Source organism: Tardiphaga sp. (assembly GCF_044340795.1).
In the GTDB taxonomy this organism is placed as follows: Bacteria; Pseudomonadota; Alphaproteobacteria; order Rhizobiales; family Xanthobacteraceae; genus Tardiphaga.
Genome location: NZ_JBIISY010000024.1, coordinates 21,279 through 43,238 on the forward strand (window position 1 = coordinate 21,279; position 21,960 = coordinate 43,238).

Here is a 21,960-nt window from a genome sequence, read left to right on the forward strand (position 1 = left end):
GCGGAGCGATCGCGCTCCGCTCATGACGACCGAACGGAGGAGGACATGCAGCGTCCCCAATACAAGTTTCTCGACCCGCGCCGTCTTGATGGAAATCTGGCGACCCGGCTGAGGCAACTCGCTGACGACATCGAGCGTGCAGCTGAGGGCGGAGATCCGCCCGGCGAGGTTCTCGACGCGGCTCCGCTGTTGGAGGAGTGGCGGTACATGCCGACGCTGCAGGGTGTGCGGCTTGCCGGAAAGGTCTCCGGACATCCGTCGCTTCTCGGTGGTCGGATCGTGACGTCACCGCTTTGGATCATGGACCCGCATCTGAAGTGGAGCAGGACGACGAACCGCCACTATCGCCTCGGGACGCCGGCGGGCCCCGACGAAGGCGGCGACGACCGGGATCATGACGAACTCAAGGAAATGCTGAGATGATCGACGAAGAACACCTCGATAAGATGACCAAGCACATGGGAGCGCTTGAGCAGGCGGTATTCCGCGCGGATTGGCTGTCGTCGGCCGCCCATCGGCGTTCGCTTGCGACAAGGCATGCCGCGGCGATGGTGGCCGACGAAACCCTGCTTGAGCTCGAAGAGACCGGGGACGGCGGCTTCAAGGCGCTCACGGCCAAGCTCTCCGCGGCAGAGGCGACGGAAGACGGAGAGATCGTCGTCCGTGCAAAGGTGGAGCCGTCCATGCCAGGACGTGTTGCGGCGCGCCTACTGTTCGCACGCCTTTTCGACTCCGATCCGACGCTCGTCGATCGTCTGCGGTCGGAGACGCCGGTCGTGGTCATCGATGTGCCGGACGCGGACTTCTTCGACAGGATCTCGCGATGCTGGAAGGACGTTCTCGGCCTCGGGCATCTGCGCTGGATTTCCGTCTCCGAAGTGGGAGATAGGACTTCGCGGGATGCCGTCGATGCGGTGCACGCCATCCACGGCAAGCCGATCCGCAAGTCGGACGTCCAGGAGGAGGACGCCCGCGCGTATGGCGCCGTTCAGATCGCCGTTCCCATCGTCGCGATAACGCCCTCTGCGGAAACCCACCTTTCTCGGGTGATTCTGGACGCCGCCACGGACCGCATGACCGTCCCGGCGATGGATGCCGACGTGCTTCGGTCGGTGATCGCAATCGTGACGGGCGAAAGTTGCTCCGCGTCCATCGACGCCGACCTGGCTTGCAGGATCGGGATCCACGAGCTTCTGCTCGCCGTGCGCTTCGACAGGACGGCAGCGGAGTGCATCGACCGCCTCTCGCGCGCCGCCGTGAAGAAAGCCTCGACGGCAGGTGCGCGCGATTTGTCCCTGGACGAACTGTTTGGGATGGACGCCGCGGTGGCATGGGCGCGGGCCACCGCGAGCGACCTTCAGGCGTGGAAGAGGGGAGAGATCGGGTGGGACGCGCTCGATGCGGGCATCGTGCTCGACGGGCCGCCGGGCGTGGGCAAGACGCTTTTTGCGAAGGTTGCGGCGGCGAGTTTCGGCCTGCCGATGATCTCGGGCACGCTCGCGGGGTGGCAGGGTAGCGGCGAAGGACACCTCGGCCATCTGCTGCGGGCGATGAAGGCAGACTTCGCGGAAGCGCGGTCGAAGGCGCCGTGCGTTTTCTTCGTCGACGAAATCGATTCCTTCGCAGACAGAGGCTCGATCAGGCATGATCACAAGGACTACGTCGTGGCCGTGGTGAACGGCTTCATCGAGCAGATCGACGGCATCCAGGGGCGGCAAGGAATCATCTTCATCGGCGCCACCAACGACGTCGGGCGTTGCGATCCAGCGATCGTGCGGGCGGGGCGCTTCAACAGGATCATCGGCATCGGGCTGCCGGACCCGTCCGAGATCGAAAAGATGATGCGCGTTCGTCTCCGCACGGACCTGAAGGACGAGTCCCTTGAGGAGGTCGCTTTGCTGGCGTCGGGGTCAACCGGGGCCGACATCGAACGGATCGTCAAGGACGCCAGACGGCTCGCGCGGCAGGAGAACCGTCAGCTCTCCGTCGCGGATCTCCGCCTTGCGGTGACGGGCGATGGCGCCGAGCTTTCGCCCGAGATGCTCGAGCGCGCATCGGTTCACGAGGCCGGCCATATCCTGATCTCCGTCGTCCAGGACGGCGAAACCGATTTCAATGCGGTCGTCGGCAACATGAGCGGCAGCGCCGGATTCGTCACGGGGCGCACGAAGGACAAGAGCGCCGGAACGCTGGAGGACTATCGCGGCATGCTTCGCGAAATGCTGGCTGGGCGCGCCGCGGAGGAGACTCTCCTCGGTTCCGCCGGAAGCGGCTCCGGTGGGATCGCGGTCACCTCGGACCTGGCGTCGGCGACCCGGATCGCGGCCGCGCTCGTCGGCAGCATCGGTCATATCGGACCGCATCCGCTGGTCTTTCTGGCGGATCACCGCCGCGCCACCGAACTTCTGGATCAGCCGTACATGCGCAAGGCGGTTCAGGACGAGTTGGCGATCGCCTACGAGCAGACGAAGGGGCTTCTGAACGCCAACGTCGGTGCGTTGAAGGAAGTCGCGCGGCGTCTGCGCACCGATGGGCGGATCGACGGCAGTGAGGTGGCGCGGATCGTCAGAGAATTCGTCGATGACGGGACGATCCTCGAGCTCTCGACCTGAGATGGCGATGTCGCGCCATGCCAGTCCGGAGGACCGCGATCTCGAACTTCTCGCCGCGACACTGGAAGGGACCGGAGACTTCAGGGTACTGCGGCGCTTGGCGCCGCTTCCGACGGCAATCGTACCGGAGGGAACGAAGGTTCGGTCCGGCCTTTTCGTGGACACCGAGACCACGGGTCTCGATCCGGATGTGGACGAGATCATCGAGCTGGCGATGGTCCCGTTCCGATATACGCTCGACGGCCAGATCGTTCAGGTGTCTGAGCCTTTCGAGGCGCTGCGCGATCCGGGTAGACCATTGCCGGAGGAGATCGTCCGCCTTACGGGTATCACCGACGGCATGCTTGCCGGAAAGACCATCAATGCCTTGGTTGTCAGGGAGCTGGTCGCGGCTGCGGATCTGATCGTCGCTCACAACGCCGGCTTCGACCGCCGCTTTCTGGAACGGTTGGATCCTTTTTTCGCCTGCAAGGCCTGGGCGTGCTCCCTTGCGGAGGTCGATTGGAAGGCCGAAGGCTTCGAGGGAACGAAACTGGCCTACCTCGCAATGGGAGCCGGCTTCTTCTACGACCGCCACCGGGCCGCGAACGACTGCCTCGCGGCGCTCGCTCTGCTTGCCCGCACATTACCGATCAGTGGCCGCCCGGCGATGTCATTCCTTCTCGAACGCGCCCGCCGCAGCGGATGGCATATCCGCGCGAACGATGTGCCGTTCGCCATGAAGGACATCCTGAAGAAGCGGGGTTATCGGTGGAGTGCCGGATCGGACATGATGCCCAAGGCTTGGTGCATCGATGTCACTTACGAGGCGCGGGACGAGGAGGTCTCGTACCTGAAGAGGGAAATCTACAATTGCGAACGCACCATCCCGTGTCTTGAGCTATCGGCCTTCAACCGGTTTTCCGACCGCGCGGGATAGCTGCGGCGTTCGGACCGGCCAAGGGGCGGTACCGCTTCGAGCCATGAAATAAGACGCGACCGATCTCAGCCTGCAAGTCGACCTATGGCATCGTCTTCGATGCCGGCCTCGAGACGGGGGACGACGTCGCGTGCATTGCGTATGCAATGCGCGAGATCGCGATCGAGCGCGGCTTCCCCGATATTCGCGAGCTCCAGCATGGACCCGTAGAGATCGAGGTGATCGGAGGACATGCGCGCTCCATGGGCATCGAAGAGCGAGGGGATCGTTCTGCGGCGACGTTCCACGGAAAGGTGCCGCGGAGCGACGTCCCACGCATCTTCGACAACGCCCCTGGCGCACAGAAGCGCCGCTGCCGTATCGGACCTGTCGGGGCCGCCGATCCTTTCGACATTCGTATGCCGGTAGATTCCGTATCCACGATCGCAAAGAATACGGATCTGCGAATCCAATTCGTCAAGACCGAAGACCCTGGCGCTCCGAGCGCTTGCTTTCGCCTGTGAAAGAGACGGCCCGGGAAGCACCTGGACGTCCGTCAGCCGGTTCCAATCCGAGGTGCCGATCTGCAGATCGAAGCCCCCTTCGCTTGCGACCGCGTAGATGGCGGGCGGACCAGCCTCCAGATGGACTAGTCCGTCGCAGATGAGTACGTCGATGCCTCCGCGCTGTGCCTTCACTTCCCAGTGGCTCCAGTCCGACTCTCCGAACTCCTTGACGCTGTTGCGATCGAAAGGTCTCGGGAAGCCGTCCATGGTCAGAAGGGCCGACGGAACGACCGCGACCGCAGCGAAAGGCGATGCGCCCGCGGCACTCGCTTCGAACTCGGTTCGCGTGACGGTACGACCCGCGCGGAACGCAGGCCACCAGAACCGCTCCTCGAAGGTGCGGATGTCGTAATCGGTCCGCGCCTCGGTATCGAGGGTGCTGCGGCCCGCGGTCACGCGGAACGCGACAGGCGCGTCTGAGGAGCCGATCTCCCGGATCATGACAGGCGTTCTGTCGATGAACATCTCGGGTCGAAACGTCTTCGCACGAGCGGGCCTGATATATTGCTTGTAGGGAAGCTGCAAATTCATTTGGATCTCGACCATAGGATCCCTTCCTTCAGGCGAATTCGGCCAACGCGGCGGAGATCGCGTCGATCTCTTCGTCAGAGACGGTCACAGGCCTGAACTCGTCGACCCGATCGCGGAGCAGGCGGGCGTCGTCGACGATGCGCGAGCCGAGAAGCTGGGTTCGGGTCGCGTCCAAAGAAGCCAGCCGTTCGAGCATCTCCTTATGCGGCAGGACGAGTGGCGGCGGCGTGTTGCGGGTCGCCTTGGCGATCACCGGGAGGATGCCGCGCAGATCGGGACGCATGAAGGCGATCTCCCAAAGGTGTTGGGCGAACGCGCGGACGCAGAGATCGGCGGCCCCAACGCTTCGATGGATACCTTCGTCTACGATCTTCGACCTGTAGCGGACGACGTCGGCCGCGAGCCAGCCGATGCCGTGCGCCAATTCGTTCAGACCGAATGCGCGCCCGAGCCGCGCGGACGTCATCCGCGGGCTGCGATCGGGGCACGGCATCCAGTAGGCGTCGCGATCCTTGCGATCTAGGTCAGAGTGACCGAGTTGGAGATCGAAACCACGCCTGCCTTCGTCGTTCGCGACGGCGTACCAGACGGGCTCGCCGCCGGCCACGTGAACCCGTCCGCCGATCACCCGGACGCGCGAAGCATCGTGCTGCGCCGACAGGAGCTGGTCGCGGAAGTCGGACTCGTAGGAGCGAAGCGGTTGCCCCTCGAACCTTTGTTCGTGAGTGTCCCCGAAGAACCGGTAGGTCCGGGCCAGCGGGTCAAGAATGGCACATGCCTTGTCCCAATCGCTCTTCGCGTGCGCGAAGAATTCGGCGCCCGATACCTGTCCGTCGAGGCCGAACAGGGGCCACCACAATGCGTCGCCGTGCGACCGGACTTCGAACGCATCGCAGCGTCCCGACTGCTGCGATATCCGGAATGCGACGGGGGCGTCCGTTGCTTCGATTTCCAGGATGGAGACCGGTTCGACGCCATTGAGAAACGCGTGCCGAGTTAGCCTCTTGCGGACTGGAACATACTCGGCGCGATAGCTGAAGCGATAGTCGAGGACGTGATCCCTCATCGGTCTGCTCCCCCGGATGCGGCCACGTCGACCCGGGAATTTGCCGCCGCCTTGGTCTTCCTGGCGGCTGCCATCTCTCCGGGCGAGCGGCGCGTCTTCTTCAGCGGTTGCGGCGGGCGCTCGAGTGCGGCGATTGCGTAGCGCGGATGGAGCTCGATCGCCTTCTTGAGGGTCTTCACCCAAGGATCACCGTAATTCAGGGAAACCTTGTCGATCGCCTTCTGGTCGTCGCTGCCGCCGTGCCCGGTGATGAAGGCTTCGACCTCGGGGTGCATGCCGACGTCGCGCGCGACGCTCTTGAAGCGGTGCCGCCAGGCATGGTTGGGCTTCACCCCGGTGATGCCTAGACTCCGGACCACCCACTCGCCGAGCCGTTGACCGACTTTCTGGAATTGCGGGTGCGCGATCGTATCACCTTCGGCCCTGCTCGGATCGTAGAAGAGCGGGAGCGACAGGCGCCGACGCTCCTCGACGTAGTCGAGCAGCCCCTGCTCGATCAGGTGGGAATGAACCGGAACGACGCGGCGATAGTCGCCCTTCGTCATCTCCGGGCGGAGATAGAAGCAGACGATGCCGGTCTCCGGATCCTTCCGGATGTCGGAAGGCAGGAGCGAGGTGACCTCGTTGACCCGCGCGCCGGTGTACGCGCAGGTCCACGGGACCCAGCGGCGCGTGGCGCGCGTCTCGCGCGTCGTCAGACGCGAGAACTCGGCGAGGGTCGCCGTGAGGATGGTCGCGGCCTGCGCGTCCGAAAAGCCCTTCTGGTTCGATTCCATCGTGCCGCCGGCCTTGACCTTGCGGACGCGGATGCCGAGAAAGGGGTTCCTGTCCAGCTTGCGCCGTTCGACCATGAAGCCTGCGACCGCCTTGATCGATGCGATCCAGACGTCGCGAACCGACTTGCGGACGATCGCCCGTTCGCCGACGAGATGGTCCATCCAACGGTAGCCGTCGTCGGTGGTCATCCGGGCGAGATCCGTGTGTCCCACGAAACCGCAGAACTCCTTGATCTTGGGCCGCCATCGGCGCGCAGTCGGGCCAGTGATGCCACCCTTGACTTCCGCATGGGTGCAATAGAACTCGAAGGCCTCGAGGAAGTCGGTCTGCGGCTTCGGGCTCGGGGCGTAGTTCTTGAATTTCGGCGATTCGGAGAAGTCCTGTTCCTCGCCCGCGGCCCGACGCAGGTCGCGATATCCCTCCTTCCGGGCCTGCAGGAAGAGGGGGAGAAAACGCCGCCGGTCCTCCTCCGTGGCTACGAAGCCGTTCCTTTCCAGAAAGGCGTCCATGTCAGCCTCGTCGTACTCTCGGGCTTCGAGATCCTCGTCCTCGGAGCGCGTTCCGAGCTCGGCTCCCCAAACGAAACGGCCGGCATTCTCGACGAACGCGTCGCGCGTCTGCGCATGGACCAGCCGCTGCAGTCCGCTCAGTTCGAACCTCGTGAACGTCGTCGCCTTGGGCAGTCGGCCGGCATCCTCTGCGGCGGCGAGGCGTGCCGCCCATTCCCTATCGAGCTGGTCGCTGAGGATGACGCACCGGGTCCTGGCGGTCTTCAGGTCGGTCGTGTCGAGCGACCGCCAGACCTCCTGCTTTCCGAGAAGCTTTCGATAGCGGTCGGGCACCCGCTTCCGGAGCCAATACAGCTCGCTCTTCTGGATCGGCTTCCGGCCTTTCTTGCGGTGAAACTTACGGACCGGCTGCGGCAACGCGCTATTCCCCATGTGGAGCCCCTGAATGTAGCCCCGAGCAATGGAAGAACGCCTTATTCTACCGATAAAATTCGAAACATCAGCCACTTAGGCGAAGGGGGGTGGGGGGAATCCCCCCCTCTCCGCCATTCAGCCGTTTAGGCCCCTGAAAATCCAATTTTATCTATAGAATAAGGCATTTCTAAAAAGGCCGGTGGTACACAGGAGTGGACACACCGTGAGCCTCAACATGCTTCAACCCATCAAAAAAGACCACACGAAGAACTACTGGTTTCGTCGGCGTGTGCCGGCGAAATACCGCAAGTTCGGCATGCCGTCGGAGATCAAGTTCTCGCTCGGAACCGCAGATTGGGACGAGGCGGTGCTGCGCTGCCAGGAAGAGAATCTGAAGCTGGAGCGCACCTGGCGCGCCAATCTCGAAGGCGAGCCGCCCTCGGACCTTTCGCACATGCAGATCAACGCGCTCGCAGGCGAGTTCTACAACGAGATGGTGGCGAGCCATCGCGACGAGCCTGGCCGTCCCATCCTTTGGGAAGAATCGCTGCGCGCGCTGGAGAAGAAGAAGACGCGGCTGATCAGCATCCAACCGGTCGGCGTGCACCTGCGCTTCGCGTTCGGCGACGAAGCGCGCGAGTTCCTGGCCCGTCGGCGCCTGAAACTGGTCGGTGACAGATTCGAAACCTTCATCAAGGCGTACGTCAAGGCTAAGGAGCATGCGAGCAGGGTGCTGCTTCGCCACGCGGAGGGCGATTACACCCCCGATCCGGAGCAGGCGAAATATCCCGCGCTCCAGTTGACCGAGCCGAAGAAGCCCTTCGAGGGCCTGTGGACCGAATTCTGCGAGGCGAAGAAGATTTCAGCGTCGACCAAGAAGAAATGGCGTCCGTATTTCTCGGCGTTGATGCTTCGGGTCGGGTCGAGCGACATGAACCTCGTCACCGAGCAGCATCTGCTGGATTGGCGGGACGCGCTGCTGGCGACGAAGCTGTCACCCATCACCGTCAAGGACGGTTACATCGCCGCCGCGAAGGCCTTCTTCGGCTGGTGCAAGCGGATGAAGAAGCTGCGAAGCGACCCGAGCGCGGAAGTCGTCGTCGACGTCAGCGAAAAGCATGAGACCAAGATGCGCGGTTTCACGGACAAGGAAGCCGCGATCATCCTGTCCGCCGCGTTGGCTCCTATGAGCAAGCTGATGGCGCGGGAGAATGCCGCGGCGCGCCGGTGGGTGCCGTGGATCTGCGCCTATACCGGAGCCCGCGTCAACGAGATCACGCAGCTTCGGGCCAGCGACGTCCTGAACGTGGACGGCATCGATTGCATCCGCATAACGCCCGAGGCCGGAACCGTGAAGACGCTGCGGGAGCGCGTCGTTCCGATCCATCCGCATCTGGTCGAGCAAGGATTTCTCGACTTCGCTCGGATGAAGAAGGGCAAGGCGCCGCTGTTCTATTCCGTCGCGCGGCAGCGCAACCCGGACCGGAAGAATCCGACCTACACGTCGGTCGGCAACAAATTGGCCGAGTGGGTTCGTGAACTCGGCATCAAGGACCCACGGGTCGCGCCGAACCATGGTTGGCGCCATCGCTTCAAGACCGCGGGCCGCAAGGCGAGGATGGACTGGCTGATCCTCGACGCCATCCAGGGGCACGCGCCCCGCACCGAGGGCGAGGAGTATGGCGAAGTGCCGCCGGACGTCATGCAGCCAGAGATCCTGAAGCATCCGAGATACGATGTTGCTGCCGGAAAACTCCGCGACCGGCGAGGCGATGCGAACAGGAGCCGTGCCGGGAAAACGAAGGAGCCGGCGTGACCGCCCACTTTGCGGGTTGAGAACGGCCGAGGCGATCGTCGGACGACTTATCCGACGGATCCGATCCGCCAAGCCTCGCGTCCTGAGTGGCCCGCCGCCGACCGTCGGGCCGAGTGATACCCGCCTGATCACGCCGTCATTGTGTTATGCAGTCAAAGGCCCGATATTGGGGGCGGAGAACGCATGGATAAGGTCGTCACCATAGCAGAGAGGGACGCGCGCGAAGCAGCGCGGCGACGATCGGCTGCGGACGCGATCATCGCGAAACTGAAGGCATTTGCGATTTCGCGCGGCGGCCGGTTCCTTGTGTTCGGATCGGCGGCGGTGGATGCCATGTCGTCCGAGAGCGATCTGGATGTCGTCGTCGATTTTCCATCGGATCGCGAAGGCGAAGCCGTCGACTTCGTTGAAGACTTGTCACGAATTCACGACCTGCCTGTCGATTATTACTTGAGATCGTTGGCAAGCGAGCGGTTCCTCGCCCGGATAGCGAATGAAGCGGTGACGCTGTCATGAGCGACCCGCGTTGGACGGATGTCGATGCTGATATCGACCATGCCATTCTGCAGATCGGAAACGCCGTTCGCGCGTTCGACCGCGGAGGCTTCGATTCTCCGGACCTCGACGCGGTATGGGAACGGTCCAATGCGTTTCTCCATGGGATGGAGACCGGGTATTCGCTGCTGGAAGCCGCATTGGAGAAGATCCTTTCCATTTTGAAGGAAAAGAGCCCGGTCGAGGGGCAGCACTCGCACAGGGATCTCGTCGAGCGGGTCTCAAGGCAGATGACCGGCGTTAACGCGAGGCCTGCGATCATCGACGCAGATCTCAAGAAGGACTTGCTCGAACTTTTGAGGATGCGCCATAGGGCTCGGAAGGTCATCTACGACGACTTCGACGCGTCGAAGGCGGGGCCTTCGGTCGAGGCCGCGCGACGGGTCCTGATCGGGCTCCGGGACGCGATCGCTGCGTTCAAGGCTGCGGTGGATCCGGAGCCTGGCGAGGACGACGAAAATTCCGCGTCGTCACGGCCTCGCATCTGACGCCAGCCATATCGCGCCGAAGTCGGCTTCCGATATGCACTGGACCTGGTACGGCGATGGCGCGGTACCATTTCGTCGCACACCGAAAATATCGCGTCGTTTTCCGATTGTGCGACCAGCCCATGAGCGTCGGCAGGGAGCGAGGCATTCACATCCTCTGCCGTTTGGATCCGGATAGGCATCGCCACCGCGAGGTCTACAGTTCGAAGCATCAGGCGGTCCGACGTTGTTCATGCGATGCGTACGGCATCATCGGCCCGTTTCTTCGCTGCCGGCGAACAAGGCGCCGGCCCCGTACCGATCCTCCCAAGCAGAATCCGACTTCGCTCGGCCATTGCAAAGATGGGAGGCAGTCAGCTATCGGTTGTGTGGGGGATCGGCGGGGGCGAGCTTTTCATGTGGCATGACAACGAGACGGAGCGCGACTTCCTGAATTTTTCGGGCGTCGCGGACACCGTGGCCGAGATCGTCGTGCAGGCGCGAGGGCGCCCGGTCTCGATCGGGGTGTCCGGTTCGTGGGGTATCGGCAAGTCGTCGATGATCAAGCTCATCCGGGCGTCCGTCGCCGCGCGCCCCCTCCCTGCCGGCGAGCGGCAGTTCGTCTTCGTCGAATTCAATGCTTGGCTGTATCAGGGCTACGACGATGCGCGGGCGGCGCTGATGGACGTCATCGCTTCGAAGCTGGAGGCGGAGGCGGCCGCGCGCGCGACCGCCGTCGACAAGACGAAGGCGTTGCTGAAGCGCGTCAACTGGCTACGGGCCGCCAAACTCGTCGCCGTGCCTGCGATCTCGCTCGCGCTCGGCCTGCCGCCGACGGGCCTGGTCGGCGACGTGATCGGCCTCGGCCGTCGGGCCTTCGACGAAGGCCTCGGCGGCAACCTAGCCAAGGATGCCGAAGCCGCGGCGGGCAAGGTCGCGGACGCTGCAGGCGGACTCCTGGATCCGAAGCCCGACGAGTCGCCGCCGAAACAGATCCAGGCTCTCCGGGATTCGTTCGAGGACATCCTCGAGGAGTTGGGGATCACGCTGGTGGTCCTGATCGACGATCTCGACCGCTGTCTTCCGGAGACCACGATCTCGACCCTCGAGGCCATCCGTCTCTTCCTGTTCCTGAAGAACACCGCTTTCGTCATCGCCGCCGACAACGACATGATCAAGCACGCGGTCCGCAAGCATTTCGGCGGCATCCAAGACGATCTGTTGGTCACCAACTATTTCGACAAGCTGATCCAGGTACCGATTCGGGTCCCGCCGCTCGGAACGCAGGAAGTGCGCGCGTACATGATGTTGCTGTTCGTGGAGAACAGCGTCCTGGACGGTGAGATCCAGGAGAAGATCCGCGTCGGCATCTGCAATCAGCTTCGCCGGACGTGGGAAGGCAAGCGCGTCGACCGGGCGTTCGTCCAGACGCTTCATGATCCGATGCCGGACGAACTGATCGGCAAGTTCGATACCGCGGACCGCCTCGCCCCGTTGATGACGACCGCGTCCGGCATCGCCGGCAATCCCCGTTTAATCAAAAGATTCCTGAATGCGCTGTCCATACGGATGTCGATCTCGACCGCTCAAGGCGTCGGTGTCGACGAAGCTGTGCTTGCCAAGCTCATGCTGTTCGAACGTCTAGGGGACACGAAGGCCTATGCTTCGTTGATCTCCGCGGTCGGTGCCAGCGAGTCCGGGAAACCCGCGTTCCTCGGCGAGTGGGAGGAAGCCGCAAATGCGGGCAAGGAGCTCGATCTCCCGTCCCCGTGGAACGCTCCGTTCGTGCGGGAGTGGCTGACGTTGCCGCCGGCCCTCGCGGAGGTCGACCTCAGAGGCGCGTTATACGTCAGCCGCGAGCATGTCGCGCTGGTCACTTCCGAGGATCGCCTGTCGTCAGAGGCCGCGGAACTGTTGACCGCTCTGCTGCAGAATCCGGAGATGGCGGCGCGCCTCAAACCGCGGCTGCAGACGGTGCAGCGGCTCGAGACGGCCGTGATCATGGATCGTCTGCTGGAGAAGGCACGGCAGGAGCAGGAATGGGGCGTGCCGCCGATACTGGAGGCCTGCCTGGCCTTGTCGGAGGTGGATCCGCCTCAGGGCAGTCGTCTCGCGGCCTTTCTCGCCGAGCGGCCGGCCGCGCAGGTCAAACCCAACATCGTACCGAAGATCGCCGATCAGCCCTGGGCTCGAGGTGTGCTGGAGAAGTGGGACGGTCTTGACGTGTCGAGGCCGGTCAAGAACGCAATCAAGAGAACGTTTGAAAATGGGAACGTCGCAATCTAGCGGTGGGCCGGGGCCAGGCGTGCCGATGGTTCCGCCCTGGACGCCGCCATCGCCGCCACCCGAGCCGCAAGTGCCCGAACCGGGTACTCCCGACCCATCGCCGCCGCCGCCGCCCGATGAGCAGCAGCCGTCGCCGCCGATCCCAACGCCTCCGGCTGTCCCGCTGACGGCGGCGCCGCCCGTGGCGCCCGCAGCACGCTTCCGGGGCACGCGGCGCAGCCTCGGAGACTACGCCCGCAGCGGCAACCGGGACGATCTGAAGAAGGCGCTCGGACACTACGTCCGCAGCGGTTACTCCGGCTCGGCGACCGCCTCGGCCAGGCTTGGAGGGACCGCGGCGACGGCGCAGTCGCTCGGTAGTGCGCTGTCGAACATCGCCGCCGGCCAGCCTGCCACGGCTGGAAGTCCGCTCGATCCGGCGCTTCTTGCTGGCCGCTCCGCGCGGGAGGTCATGGACGCGGTCGTCGAGGCGGTTCGTCCCACCGACGGCACACAGGACGCGGAGGCGGCGCGCGCGGCCATTCGCGACGCGTTGTCCGAACTGCTCACGCACTACCCCGAAGCGGACCTCTTGAATCTCGATTCCGAACAGAGAGACTTCGTCATAGAGCGATATGCCGCAATGGACGTCTTCCGACGGTTCGAACTGGATGTCGGCGTCGCGATCAGCGAAAAATCGCCGACCGCGACCGTGGCGCTCGCGCGTCTCAGGGATGCCAGGGACTACGTGAAGGAGATCGTCGGCGCGGAATTCCGGAAGCTGCGCGACGCAGGGAAACGGCTGACGGTGGACAGGATCAACCGTGTCGTGAGCGAGGCCGTCAGGGAAACCTGCATCGTTTTCGAGGGCTACGCGGAATGAGGCTGGTTTGTGCTCCAGAGGACATCGATCTGCCGGCGACGGCCGACGATCTACGGGTCGTGCTGTTCGGTCAGCCCGGCAGCGGCGACCGTGGCAGCGCCGGTGACGCGGCGAAGCATGAGTTCCTGCGCCGGCGGCTGGAGGCGGCACCTCGAGCTTGGGATCTGCTTTCGATAGCGCTCTCGGTGGTGACCGCGGATTATGCGGGCCTTCGTGAACGGAGTCCGGACGGATGGACCCGGGAGTTCGATCTGCAGATCGCGGTCTCGGATCCCGCGTTCTGGAACGCCCAGGCCGGCCATCTCGCGAAAGCGGTCGGATTCCTGACGACGGACATATGGCGTTTCGGTTTTCACGGGGGCGGCATGCAGCCGGCGCCGCCGAAGCCGGCCGAGCGTCCGGATGCCGATTGCGTCGTTCTGCTTTCGGGCGGTCTCGACAGTCTGGTCGGGGCGATCGATTTGGCCGCCGCCGGGCGGCGGCCCCTCGCCGTCAGCCAGACGGTTCGCGGGGACGCCGCAAAGCAGGTCGACTTCGCCGCCCATATCGCCGGCGGCCTCGACCATCTGCAACTGAACCACAACGCCCACGCTCCCGGCGTCGAGGAAGCGTCCCAAAGGGCCAGATCCCTGATCTTCATCGCCTTCGGCGTCATGGCCGCGACATCGCTCGCCGCCTACCATGAGGGCGGCACGGTCGATCTTTTCCTGTGCGAAAACGGCTTCATCGCGATCAATCCACCGCTCACCGGAGCGCGGATAGGCAGCCTCAGCACGCGTACCGCCCATCCGCACTATCTCGGCAGCGTGCAGCGAATGCTGGATGCGGCCGGCCTTCGCGTGAAGATCCGTAATCCGTACGCGACATCGACGAAGGGTGAGATGCTGCGGTCATGCGCGGACCAGACGCTGCTGCGCGTTCAAGCGGCGCGTTCGACGAGCTGCGGACGGTTCCAACGCTTCAATTACCGGCACTGCGGTCGTTGCGTGCCGTGCCATGTCCGTCGCGCCGCATTCCGCGCTTGGGGCGTACCCGATACGACGAACTACGTGTACACAGAACTCGGCCGAGACGACGCCGAGCACGCCGGCTTCGACGACGTCCGGTCCGTCGCCATGGCCATCCGGAACGCCGCCGGAGATGGCCTGAGCGATTGGCTGGGACCTTCGCTCAGCTCTCCTTTCATAGCCGACAGGGCAGGACTCGAAGCCATGATCTCACGCGGAATGGCCGAACTGCAGGCGCTGCATGCGGCGCTGGGCGTTAAATGATCGACTTTCATTGCCATCTCGACCTCTATCCCGACCCCGTCGAGATGGTGCGGGAAGCCCGGTCGCGGGAGATGTTCGTGCTCTCGGTGACGACAACGCCGACCGCGTTCGAGGGGACGTCGGCGCTTTCCTCGGATGCCCCGCGCATCAGAACCGCTCTCGGCCTTCATCCCCAGCTTGCCCACGAAAGAAAAGGCGAACTTGCGCTGTTCGATGAGCTCGTCTCCACGACCCGCTACGTCGGTGAGGTCGGCCTTGACGGCGGCCCCGAGTTCAAGCGCTACTGGTGCGATCAGCAATTCGTCTTCGACCGGATACTGAACGCGTGCTCCACCGCGGGCGGACGAATCCTTTCGATACATAGCAGGCGAGCAGCCGGTCAGGTTCTCGACGCCTTGGAGCGACATCCGGGCGCGGGCGTTCCGGTCCTCCATTGGTTTTCCGGGACCCGTCGCGAACTCAAGAGAGCGGTCGCGATGGGATGCTGGTTCAGCGTCGGTCCAGCCATGCTTGCAGGGGAAAAGGGACGCGCGCTTGCGGCGGAGATGCCCCAGGAAAAGGTGCTGACCGAGACGGATGGTCCCTTCGCTCAACTCGACGGCAGAGCCGCCTGTCCCTGGGACGCGAAGGGAGCGATCGCCGCGCTGTCCGCCGTCTGGGGGAAGAGCGAGCTCGAGATCGAGGCGCGACTTCTCTCCAATCTCAAAGCCTTGGTCTCGTCTGCATAGGATCGCACCGAGAGCCCGCTTCAAAGGACTGGAGGTGGGCGTCGCCGCCACGGCGCACGGCCGCGAGAGGCCTCTGGCCGGCTCCGGCGATCGCGCTTCCCCGGGGAGGCCGTGGAAAAGCCCCGACTATCGGATCGGCCTACCTCCTCGGCATTGCATTTGAGGTCGCAAGGACCAGACGGCCGATCACGCTCAGAATGAGTTTGCCCGATCGCCCGGCGAACATGGCGCTCTGCGCCGCGATCGTATCGTTCAGACGACGGACCGTGTGGTCCGGGACGTCGTAGATGGGTGGGCTCTCCCACCGCTCGCCGATATACAGCAGGGCGACGTTGGCGCCGATCGGCAACCAGACTTCGGTCGCCGGGTCCGGCAAGTTGCCGCGCGAGCGCACCACGGGGCGGCTGCCGATCATGAAGCTGAGTTTCGTTCGGGTGCGTGCGATGACGAGCGATTTCGAGGCAAGGGCGCGCATGACCCTGGGCGAGTGGCGAGACAGTGCGCCGACGCGCGCGTTCTGACGGAACTCCTCGATCGAAGAGGGGCGAAGCGTGTTCTCCCGCTGTTCAGCCGGGACTTTCCTGAACCTTCGTTCGTATTCGTCGAGCGCCAGTCGGATCTGCCGCTCCGAGTCGCTGGTCGGCATTATCTGTTCGTGGAATTCCGGCACGCGCCGCATCTGTTCGTAGGCAAAGTGGTCGATGACCTCCCTGGTCGTCGACGGGATGCGCGGTGTGCGGCCACGAAGGGCTGCGTTCACAAGTTCAGCAAATATTGGCTCGGCGACGCCTTCAAGCGCGGCGTAACGAAGCTCGAGCGCGACGTCCTTGGTCCCGTCCGAGAGGATCTTCGAGTAAAGATGCGTTTTGACGTGTAGATTGCCCGGCCTGGTGGACTGAACGCCCTTCTCCGGCGTTCGCTTGTTGTAGAAGTGCAGAAGGCCCGCCTCATCGACGAAGCGCTTTTGCAGCATTTCGGGAACGAAGTGGTGTCGTTTTGGAACGTTCATCCAGGATCGTGACTGCAGATGGCCGACCGGCTACTTCTTTGTCCCGTACGGACTCTGGTTGGTCGGCTTTAGCGAAATACCCTCGACCTGGGCTTTCGCACGTATCGCCGCTTCTGTTCGTTTGTGCTTCAGTCCCATGACCCTGGTGGGAGTGTTGCCGGCAGCTTCCTGCTTGAGCTGCTTCACTTCCGCAGGTGTCCAGGGCTTTCCAGTATTGCTCGTCGATTTAGCCATCACCGATTCTCCGGGTTGCATTCGGCGACGATGTCAACCCAGGCTGCAGGAGTCCACAGCGAAGCCTCGGCGCGGGCGACTTTTCCCCCGCTCGGCTATCGTCGAAGCGATGCGCATTGCCGGCAAGTTCGTGATGTATGCCCGTCGGTAGGATCGGAAATTCTCGACTGCTACTCGATGCCTTCGCCGGAATGCTCCGGCGGAGCAAGAGCCCCGAGCACCTCGTCGGGCAGTTCTTCGATCGCCACCGCGAACACCACGTCCGGCGAACCGCAAAGCGGACACGCATGGCCGCGGTCGTCGTATCCGCACTCGCCGGAGCGTGTGCAGGCGGCACATCTGAAGCGCGCCATGGTCACTCCACTTGGCTACGGGGAGAATCCGCTTCGACGAAGCGGTCGGAGGTGCGGTCGTAGAACCGGAAGACGGCGTGCCAGTGCCCGTCGACGAACCTCCGCTCGACGTGGGGATGTTCGATTCCTTGCTCGACCTCTGCCGGGTGCCGTCCATCCCCGTGCGCGTCGCAGCGTGTCGCGAGCCATTCGCCGGCGCGGAGGACGCCGGGTTCGCCGCAGACCTCGCAGGTCGTCGCGCTGCGCGCCTCCGCCAGATCGACGGCCTCTTCTACTCGCGCGGCCGCTTCGGGCGACATCGATCCCTCCCAGCGGACGCGCAGAGTGCCGTACTTCTCGCTGATCTCCGTCACCCGAAGCGAGCCGCCGTGCGTGCGGACGGACGCGCGGATGCGTGCGCACGCGCGCTCCAGCAGGTCGCGCCAGCCGTCGTCGACGGCGGGCAAGCCCGGCGCCGCCGCCGAAGGGCCGACGGGACGGAAGATGTCGTCGTAGGATTCGACGAGCGCCTGACGCCAATCCGGATGCGGGCGGATCTCCATCTCAGGTCTCCCGGGACGCGAGCGCGCTGCCTTCGACGCGTCGTCTGGCCGGTTGAAGATGTCGATCGAATGCGTCGGGGCAACGCCTCGCGGCGACCACCGGTGTCGAGGCGCTCACGGCGACGCCTCGATGCACGCCGCGATGGCCGCCCGGGTCTGGGCGTCGCAACCGCGGACGATGTTCTGCCAGGTGACGTGCGGCTCCGACAGCTTGTCCGCGAGGTGTCCGAAATCGACCATGGCGCAGACCGCGAGGAGAAGGCTGTGTTCGCCTTGCGAGGCGACGCCGGCGTAGGTCCGCACCGCCGTGGCGAAGCAGCCCCGCGCCTCGTCGTTCCGCTGAACAACGGCGTGTCGAAGCTCGTTGAACGAAAGCGAACGCTCGAGGATGCCGGCCCATTCACCGCCGAGTCCGGCGAATACCCGGCAGGCGGGACCGTTCTTGAAGGTCGCGTAGTCCATCATCTGGTTTTCCTTTCTCGGTCGGTTGCCGTCCTGGGAGCCCGGCACTCGGGGACGAGGATCGTGACGGATCATGGCTCGTCCAATTCCGCCGGGGTGCCGACCGCGCTGTCTTTGAGCACCTTGGCGTAGTAGAAGATGGACAAGGTGCTGAAGGAGTGCCCGCCGACCGTACGCAGCTCGATGAAGTCCCATTCGTCGGCGATCCCCGGTGGCACGGGAAGCTTGGCGTTCGAGTAGATGTGCTTGCGGTGCTCGGACACATAATCGATCACACCGTACAGAACCTCGCCGCGGTCCCCCCACAGGATGCTGACGCCGATGTCGGCATCCTCGTCGATGATGGGCGCGCGCATGTTCTGCCATGTCTGCTTGATCACTTCCGCCACGCCATGGACGAACAGATCGGACGGCAGGCGTCTTGGCTCCGTCGACACGATCGTTGGCCTGGCGACGACGACCTGGTGCTGCATGTCGCGGAGCCTGCCTAACACGCGGACGATCGCGTCGGCTTCCGTCTGCCGGCTGGCCAGGGCCATCAGGACCATGGCGCCATCGATCGCCAGCGCGTCGGCCTTTCCGTCGGATACGCAAGGCAGCAAGCCTTCCTCAAGAAGCGCTTTGCACGCGGTGTCGACGATCCGCGGGTCTTGGACGGTCGCCTGGCCGATGTGCTTGATGACCCGCGGGGTCCTGAAAAGGTTGCGTCTGGCTTGCTCGAGCTCGTTGAAGGCCATCGTCGGTCCTGTCCGCTGGGCCGCGACGACGGTTGACGCCAGCGGCCGTTCTCTCTAGTGAAAAAATCTCACTGGAGGCGTCGCAGGTCAACGGGGAGAGGTCGCCATGGTTAATTCGCGCCGGTTGGCTGCCATTGTCGCTGATGCGTTGGGAGCACCCCTGACCAGCACGGTCCAGCATGCCCGCAACCTCCGCGAGGCGCCCGACGGTCCGTTGATCACGCAGGGCGGCCGTGGCCGCCACGTGCCCGACATGACCCATGACGACGCCGCCGCGCTCGTCTGTGCCGTGATGGCATCTGAAGCGGTCGGCGCGAGCGTGCAAACGGTCAAGTCGCTGCGAAAGCTAAAGGCCCAATACCACGGCCACCATTCGGGCGGCCGTGGTGGAAGAGCGGCCGAACCGGGCGTGCCGGCTTTTCGTCTGGATATAGGACCGGACCACGACGTGGTCCGGGGTCTGGCGGCCGTTCTGCGTTTTTTCGGTCGTGAGGACGCCTTCCTCGACGAGCTCAACCGTATGCGCATCGAGCGTCACGCCGTCTGGGTGACGTTCGAGGTCGAATACCCGCAGCATTTCGCGTCGATATCGATCGGCGTCCGGAACCTCGATTCGCAAAGCTGGACCTTCGGAAAAAGGGCGTTCGCTCGCACCGAACAGATCCGCCGCTGCCGGCAGGACGCCTTGCGGGCGATCGCTCGCTGCTTGACACCGTCCTGATACCGAGCGCGCTGCCTCCCGGGCCGCGCTGACATCGTCTAGCTGAGCACGGGTCGATTGAACGCGAAGTTGGCGACGGCGTCCGGGTGCTATGCCGAACCGTGAAGGTACCGGAAGGTCTGGAGCCTGTCGCGCCGACAGGAGCGCCCGCGGCCGCCCCGCCGCTTGGCCGACAACGGTGCCGGCAGGCTCGCAGCGGATCCGGCCGGTTGGCCAGCGGACCGCGTCGGTCCGCTCGAACTGTGTCCGCTCCGGCGCCGCCGACCGCTGGCGGGATTTTCAATCCTCTACGACGATCTCGGCCGGATCGAGTCCGGTCCAGCGCATGATGCCGGCCGAGACGAGCTGAATGAACGGTTCTGACCGTTCCCGCATGCGCATGAGCCGGAGCCGCAACCACGTGTCCCCGAAGTTTCTGAGTTCGTCGCCGCACGCGTCCTCGATCTCGGCCTGGGTGAAGTCGCGCCCGAGCCCTGCGATCGTATGGGCGATGCGCCACCATAGCACATCGCCCTTTTGGCGCCTCTCGGCCGCCGGCGTGTCCAGCCTTTCGCGATGCTTGGGGAGGGGCTCGTCCTTGAACCAGAACCAGCCGCCGGTCGCCCATTCGATCCTCGACCCGGCCAGCCCGGCCCGCAAATCACGCTGAGCATGGTCGACGGTGCCGGGCCGGAGGTTCTTCGGCAGCTTTTTGTGGATGTCGGAGGCGCGTAGCCGGTCGCCGTTCTTGCGAAGTATCGTCGCGACCGCTTCCGCGAGCTTCTCGTTCGACGCGCCGGTCCAATCGGCGGCAGTGAGTACCCCCGGCTGCATGGGTGGCTTCGGATCGACAAGCACGAAAAGTTTCTGACCCGCCTCCCGTATCTGAAAGTTCCTGACGGTCGCTACGCGCTTGGCGCTTGGCTTGGCAGCCTTCGCCGGACGTTCAGGCCGAGGAATGTCGCTGAACGCCCCGTAGTTGCTCGCGTCGCGACGTTGACCTGTCTGTGCCGTAGCTGGCACCGCAGTTGCCTTGGTCTGGGGTGGCTGGGTTCGTGCGGCGGGCCGTGCCATTGGCGTGCGGTCGTTTGGCGGAGGCGGCGGAGGATGGATACCGTCCCCCGATCCACGGGAAAGCAACTGCGCCATCAGCCAGAGACGGCCGGCGAACTCCTCGGCGATGGCGGCGAGTGCGGCCGGTCTCGAACTGAGCATGGATTCCCGCGAAGCCCGCCAATCGTCGAGCAGCGGCCCCACGTCGTTCGAACCACCCTTTGCCCGGTCGCGGACAGCGCGCTGGCCGACGCTATGGAGGGAACCGGACTCAATGAACAATTCGTCGGCCGCCTGATAGACCCTTGCTCTCAGATTGTTCTTCGTCATGATCCGGTCCTGGATGTCGCCGGCTCATGCTAAGACACGTCGACTTTCCAACCCGTCAACAAACTAGCGTAACGCTCCGTTACGGGCTCCCGAAATCTCCCGAAATGTTCGAAGGAGGGCTCGGAAACCCTGCAAAACAAGGCCTCCGCGACAAACGCAAACCTGTAATCAAAGCAGATTCACGGGCGCCTTTCCGGAGGGTGCGAGTCCTTGTGGAGGCCCGTCGTTATTGGGTTTCCGATCAATGGGTTAGCCGGGACCCGGTTCGAAGCTATGGCGTGAACGTTCCACGAACTTTAGCGGAATTTAAGGGAAACAGACCCACGCAGGCGGACCGTAGGTCCCGGAAATCTCCCGTAGTGACGCAGCGTCACGATTTTCGCCGGACGGCCGTCGCAAGTATAGATTCAGTAGAGGCAAAGCAGACGCAACCCGGCCGAAAATCGTAACGTATCGTCACGATCGTAACGCGCGATCACGATCGTGGCGGCGCGTCACGATCGTGATCGGCGGTCACTCGGCGTCCGGCGCGGTTGCTTCGGCGCGGATCGCCGGCCGGTCCGTGCGCCGTGCCTCCGGGTCGGGGCACGGTCCGCCCGGCGCGGGCGCGTCCGACAGGGCATCCCATCGGCACCGACCCGGGTCAGGCGCCTTGGCTCCGACGCCCGGCGTCGAGGACATCGAGCACCGGACAGCCGGGCGCTTCGCCGTCGGAACATCGGGCGACCGTCTCCGCCAGGATGGCTTCGAGCTTGACTAGATCGGAGAGCTTGTTGCGGATCTTCGCCAGATGGGCGCCGGCGATCTTGTGCACGTCGACACAGGGCGCGCGTTCCGGCGCCCCCAACGCGAGCAGCGCGCGAATTTCTTCGAGCGTGAACCCCAGATCGCGCGAGCGCCGGATGAAGGCCAGCGTCCGTTCCTCGGCTCGACCGTACAACCGTCGGCCGCCCGCCGTCCGCGGCGGCGGAGGCAGCATCCCGATGCGCTCATAGTAGCGGATGGTCTCGATTTTCACGCCGCCTTGTCTCGAGAGCGCGCCGATCGATATCCTTCCGGCTCGCGAAATCGTGTTTTTGCCCATCGAATGGTCCTTGCTCCTGTAGCCGCTACAGGATGCATCCTGACCGTCATGAAAGTCCAACAGACGCATCGAATAGACGGCGAGCGGCTACGGCAGGG

22 protein-coding genes are annotated in these 21,960 nt (G+C 64.3%); 11 read left to right on the top strand and 11 right to left on the bottom strand.

Features of this window, described 5'->3' with window-relative positions; all coding sequences use genetic code 11:
• Positions 1–45: 45 nt before the first annotated feature.
• The 3 genes from ACIQ17_RS06220 to ACIQ17_RS06230 are packed head-to-tail and all read left to right on the top strand — an operon-like array spanning position 46 to position 3,531.
• The gene (locus ACIQ17_RS06220) at positions 46–423 is read left to right on the top strand and encodes a DUF6634 family protein (protein ID WP_398466508.1); all 378 of its coding nucleotides are present in this window, start codon (positions 46–48) and stop codon (positions 421–423) included.
• A complete protein-coding gene (locus ACIQ17_RS06225; RefSeq protein ID WP_398466510.1) occupies positions 420–2,612 on the top strand; it encodes an AAA family ATPase in 2,193 nt (730 codons plus the stop codon). Before ACIQ17_RS06220 ends, ACIQ17_RS06225 begins: the two co-directional genes overlap by 4 nt.
• Before the next feature lie 7 nt (positions 2,613–2,619).
• A complete protein-coding gene (locus tag ACIQ17_RS06230) occupies positions 2,620–3,531 on the top strand; it encodes a 3'-5' exonuclease (RefSeq protein ID WP_398466512.1) in 912 nt (303 codons plus the stop codon).
• Positions 3,532–3,596: 65 nt separating this feature from the next.
• Here ACIQ17_RS06230 and ACIQ17_RS06235 read toward each other — a convergent pair whose 3' ends face one another.
• From ACIQ17_RS06235 to ACIQ17_RS06245, 3 genes are read right to left on the bottom strand one after another with little or no spacing between them, the layout of a single operon-like run.
• A complete protein-coding gene (locus tag ACIQ17_RS06235) occupies positions 3,597–4,622 on the bottom strand; it encodes a hypothetical protein (protein ID WP_398466514.1) in 1,026 nt (341 codons plus the stop codon).
• 13 nt (positions 4,623–4,635) lie between these two features.
• Positions 4,636–5,673: a hypothetical protein gene (locus ACIQ17_RS06240; protein ID WP_398466516.1), complete on the bottom strand. Its 1,038-nt coding sequence runs from the start codon at positions 5,671–5,673 to the stop codon at positions 4,636–4,638.
• Positions 5,670–7,391, bottom strand: a complete 1,722-nt coding sequence (locus tag ACIQ17_RS06245; protein WP_398466518.1) for a DUF6538 domain-containing protein — start codon at positions 7,389–7,391, stop codon at positions 5,670–5,672. Before ACIQ17_RS06245 ends, ACIQ17_RS06240 begins: the two co-directional genes overlap by 4 nt.
• A gap of 217 nt (positions 7,392–7,608) precedes the next feature.
• Between ACIQ17_RS06245 and ACIQ17_RS06250 the strand changes: the two genes are divergently transcribed.
• From ACIQ17_RS06250 to qatD, 7 genes are all read left to right on the top strand, one after another.
• The gene (locus ACIQ17_RS06250; RefSeq protein WP_398466520.1) at positions 7,609–9,189 is read left to right on the top strand and encodes a DUF6538 domain-containing protein; all 1,581 of its coding nucleotides are present in this window, start codon (positions 7,609–7,611) and stop codon (positions 9,187–9,189) included.
• A 183-nt stretch (positions 9,190–9,372) separates the two neighbouring features.
• Positions 9,373–9,705, top strand: coding sequence for a nucleotidyltransferase domain-containing protein (locus ACIQ17_RS06255; RefSeq protein ID WP_233024143.1), 333 nt, complete (start codon positions 9,373–9,375; stop codon positions 9,703–9,705).
• Positions 9,702–10,232 carry a hypothetical protein gene (locus ACIQ17_RS06260; RefSeq protein ID WP_233024144.1) on the top strand — a complete coding sequence of 177 codons (531 nt, stop codon included), beginning with the start codon at positions 9,702–9,704 and terminating at the stop codon, positions 10,230–10,232. The genes ACIQ17_RS06255 and ACIQ17_RS06260 overlap by 4 nt, the downstream gene beginning before the upstream one ends.
• 396 nt (positions 10,233–10,628) lie before the next feature.
• Positions 10,629–12,497 (top strand): P-loop NTPase fold protein, encoded by a 1,869-nt coding sequence (locus tag ACIQ17_RS06265; protein ID WP_398466523.1) that lies wholly within the window; start codon positions 10,629–10,631, stop codon positions 12,495–12,497.
• Between the two features lie 70 nt (positions 12,498–12,567).
• Positions 12,568–13,359: a Qat anti-phage system associated protein QatB gene (qatB, locus tag ACIQ17_RS06270; protein WP_398466525.1), complete on the top strand. Its 792-nt coding sequence runs from the start codon at positions 12,568–12,570 to the stop codon at positions 13,357–13,359.
• Positions 13,356–14,630, top strand: a complete 1,275-nt coding sequence (gene qatC / locus ACIQ17_RS06275; protein ID WP_398466527.1) for a Qat anti-phage system QueC-like protein QatC — start codon at positions 13,356–13,358, stop codon at positions 14,628–14,630. Before qatB ends, qatC begins: the two co-directional genes overlap by 4 nt.
• Positions 14,627–15,358, top strand: a complete 732-nt coding sequence (qatD, locus tag ACIQ17_RS06280) for a Qat anti-phage system TatD family nuclease QatD (protein WP_398466529.1) — start codon at positions 14,627–14,629, stop codon at positions 15,356–15,358. The genes qatC and qatD overlap by 4 nt, the downstream gene beginning before the upstream one ends.
• A 139-nt stretch (positions 15,359–15,497) precedes the next feature.
• On the opposite strand, the gene ACIQ17_RS06285 is transcribed toward qatD, so the two are convergent.
• The 6 genes from ACIQ17_RS06285 to ACIQ17_RS06310 form a co-directional block, all read right to left on the bottom strand.
• Positions 15,498–16,367, bottom strand: a complete 870-nt coding sequence (locus ACIQ17_RS06285; protein ID WP_398466531.1) for a DUF4238 domain-containing protein — start codon at positions 16,365–16,367, stop codon at positions 15,498–15,500.
• Positions 16,368–16,397: 30 nt separating this feature from the next.
• Positions 16,398–16,601 carry a hypothetical protein gene (locus ACIQ17_RS06290; protein ID WP_398466533.1) on the bottom strand — a complete coding sequence of 68 codons (204 nt, stop codon included), beginning with the start codon at positions 16,599–16,601 and terminating at the stop codon, positions 16,398–16,400.
• 170 nt (positions 16,602–16,771) lie between these two features.
• Positions 16,772–16,954: a hypothetical protein gene (locus ACIQ17_RS06295; RefSeq protein WP_398466535.1), complete on the bottom strand. Its 183-nt coding sequence runs from the start codon at positions 16,952–16,954 to the stop codon at positions 16,772–16,774.
• A gap of 2 nt (positions 16,955–16,956) precedes the next feature.
• Positions 16,957–17,496: a hypothetical protein gene (locus tag ACIQ17_RS06300; RefSeq protein WP_398466537.1), complete on the bottom strand. Its 540-nt coding sequence runs from the start codon at positions 17,494–17,496 to the stop codon at positions 16,957–16,959.
• A gap of 114 nt (positions 17,497–17,610) precedes the next feature.
• Entirely contained in the window at positions 17,611–17,961 is a 351-nt protein-coding gene (locus tag ACIQ17_RS06305) for a hypothetical protein (RefSeq protein ID WP_398466539.1), read from the bottom strand.
• Between the two features lie 68 nt (positions 17,962–18,029).
• Positions 18,030–18,695, bottom strand: coding sequence for a hypothetical protein (locus tag ACIQ17_RS06310; RefSeq protein ID WP_398466541.1), 666 nt, complete (start codon positions 18,693–18,695; stop codon positions 18,030–18,032).
• Positions 18,696–18,801: 106 nt separating this feature from the next.
• Between ACIQ17_RS06310 and ACIQ17_RS06315 the strand changes: the two genes are divergently transcribed.
• The gene (locus ACIQ17_RS06315; protein WP_398466543.1) at positions 18,802–19,416 is read left to right on the top strand and encodes a hypothetical protein; all 615 of its coding nucleotides are present in this window, start codon (positions 18,802–18,804) and stop codon (positions 19,414–19,416) included.
• 279 nt (positions 19,417–19,695) lie between these two features.
• Here ACIQ17_RS06315 and ACIQ17_RS06320 read toward each other — a convergent pair whose 3' ends face one another.
• Both ACIQ17_RS06320 and ACIQ17_RS06325 read right to left on the bottom strand, forming a co-directional pair.
• Positions 19,696–20,778, bottom strand: coding sequence for a DNA-binding protein (locus ACIQ17_RS06320; protein WP_398466545.1), 1,083 nt, complete (start codon positions 20,776–20,778; stop codon positions 19,696–19,698).
• Between the two features lie 643 nt (positions 20,779–21,421).
• Positions 21,422–21,862: a helix-turn-helix domain-containing protein gene (locus tag ACIQ17_RS06325; protein WP_233024156.1), complete on the bottom strand. Its 441-nt coding sequence runs from the start codon at positions 21,860–21,862 to the stop codon at positions 21,422–21,424.
• Between the last annotated feature and the right edge of the window lie 98 nt (positions 21,863–21,960).

Coding starts and splice junctions, on each gene's coding strand:
- ACIQ17_RS06220 (WP_398466508.1), top strand. CDS start 46: ATGCAGCGTCCCCAATACAAGTTTCTCGACCCGCGCCGTCTTGATGGA.
- ACIQ17_RS06225 (WP_398466510.1), top strand. CDS start 420: ATGATCGACGAAGAACACCTCGATAAGATGACCAAGCACATGGGAGCG.
- ACIQ17_RS06230 (WP_398466512.1), top strand. CDS start 2,620: ATGTCGCGCCATGCCAGTCCGGAGGACCGCGATCTCGAACTTCTCGCC.
- ACIQ17_RS06235 (WP_398466514.1), bottom strand. CDS start 4,622: ATGGTCGAGATCCAAATGAATTTGCAGCTTCCCTACAAGCAATATATC.
- ACIQ17_RS06240 (WP_398466516.1), bottom strand. CDS start 5,673: ATGAGGGATCACGTCCTCGACTATCGCTTCAGCTATCGCGCCGAGTAT.
- ACIQ17_RS06245 (WP_398466518.1), bottom strand. CDS start 7,391: ATGGGGAATAGCGCGTTGCCGCAGCCGGTCCGTAAGTTTCACCGCAAG.
- ACIQ17_RS06250 (WP_398466520.1), top strand. CDS start 7,609: ATGCTTCAACCCATCAAAAAAGACCACACGAAGAACTACTGGTTTCGT.
- ACIQ17_RS06255 (WP_233024143.1), top strand. CDS start 9,373: ATGGATAAGGTCGTCACCATAGCAGAGAGGGACGCGCGCGAAGCAGCG.
- ACIQ17_RS06260 (WP_233024144.1), top strand. CDS start 9,702: ATGAGCGACCCGCGTTGGACGGATGTCGATGCTGATATCGACCATGCC.
- ACIQ17_RS06265 (WP_398466523.1), top strand. CDS start 10,629: ATGTGGCATGACAACGAGACGGAGCGCGACTTCCTGAATTTTTCGGGC.
- qatC (WP_398466527.1), top strand. CDS start 13,356: ATGAGGCTGGTTTGTGCTCCAGAGGACATCGATCTGCCGGCGACGGCC.
- qatD (WP_398466529.1), top strand. CDS start 14,627: ATGATCGACTTTCATTGCCATCTCGACCTCTATCCCGACCCCGTCGAG.
- ACIQ17_RS06285 (WP_398466531.1), bottom strand. CDS start 16,367: ATGAACGTTCCAAAACGACACCACTTCGTTCCCGAAATGCTGCAAAAG.
- ACIQ17_RS06290 (WP_398466533.1), bottom strand. CDS start 16,601: ATGGCTAAATCGACGAGCAATACTGGAAAGCCCTGGACACCTGCGGAA.
- ACIQ17_RS06295 (WP_398466535.1), bottom strand. CDS start 16,954: ATGGCGCGCTTCAGATGTGCCGCCTGCACACGCTCCGGCGAGTGCGGA.
- ACIQ17_RS06300 (WP_398466537.1), bottom strand. CDS start 17,496: ATGGAGATCCGCCCGCATCCGGATTGGCGTCAGGCGCTCGTCGAATCC.
- ACIQ17_RS06305 (WP_398466539.1), bottom strand. CDS start 17,961: ATGATGGACTACGCGACCTTCAAGAACGGTCCCGCCTGCCGGGTATTC.
- ACIQ17_RS06310 (WP_398466541.1), bottom strand. CDS start 18,695: ATGGCCTTCAACGAGCTCGAGCAAGCCAGACGCAACCTTTTCAGGACC.
- ACIQ17_RS06315 (WP_398466543.1), top strand. CDS start 18,802: ATGGTTAATTCGCGCCGGTTGGCTGCCATTGTCGCTGATGCGTTGGGA.
- ACIQ17_RS06320 (WP_398466545.1), bottom strand. CDS start 20,778: ATGACGAAGAACAATCTGAGAGCAAGGGTCTATCAGGCGGCCGACGAA.
- ACIQ17_RS06325 (WP_233024156.1), bottom strand. CDS start 21,862: ATGGGCAAAAACACGATTTCGCGAGCCGGAAGGATATCGATCGGCGCG.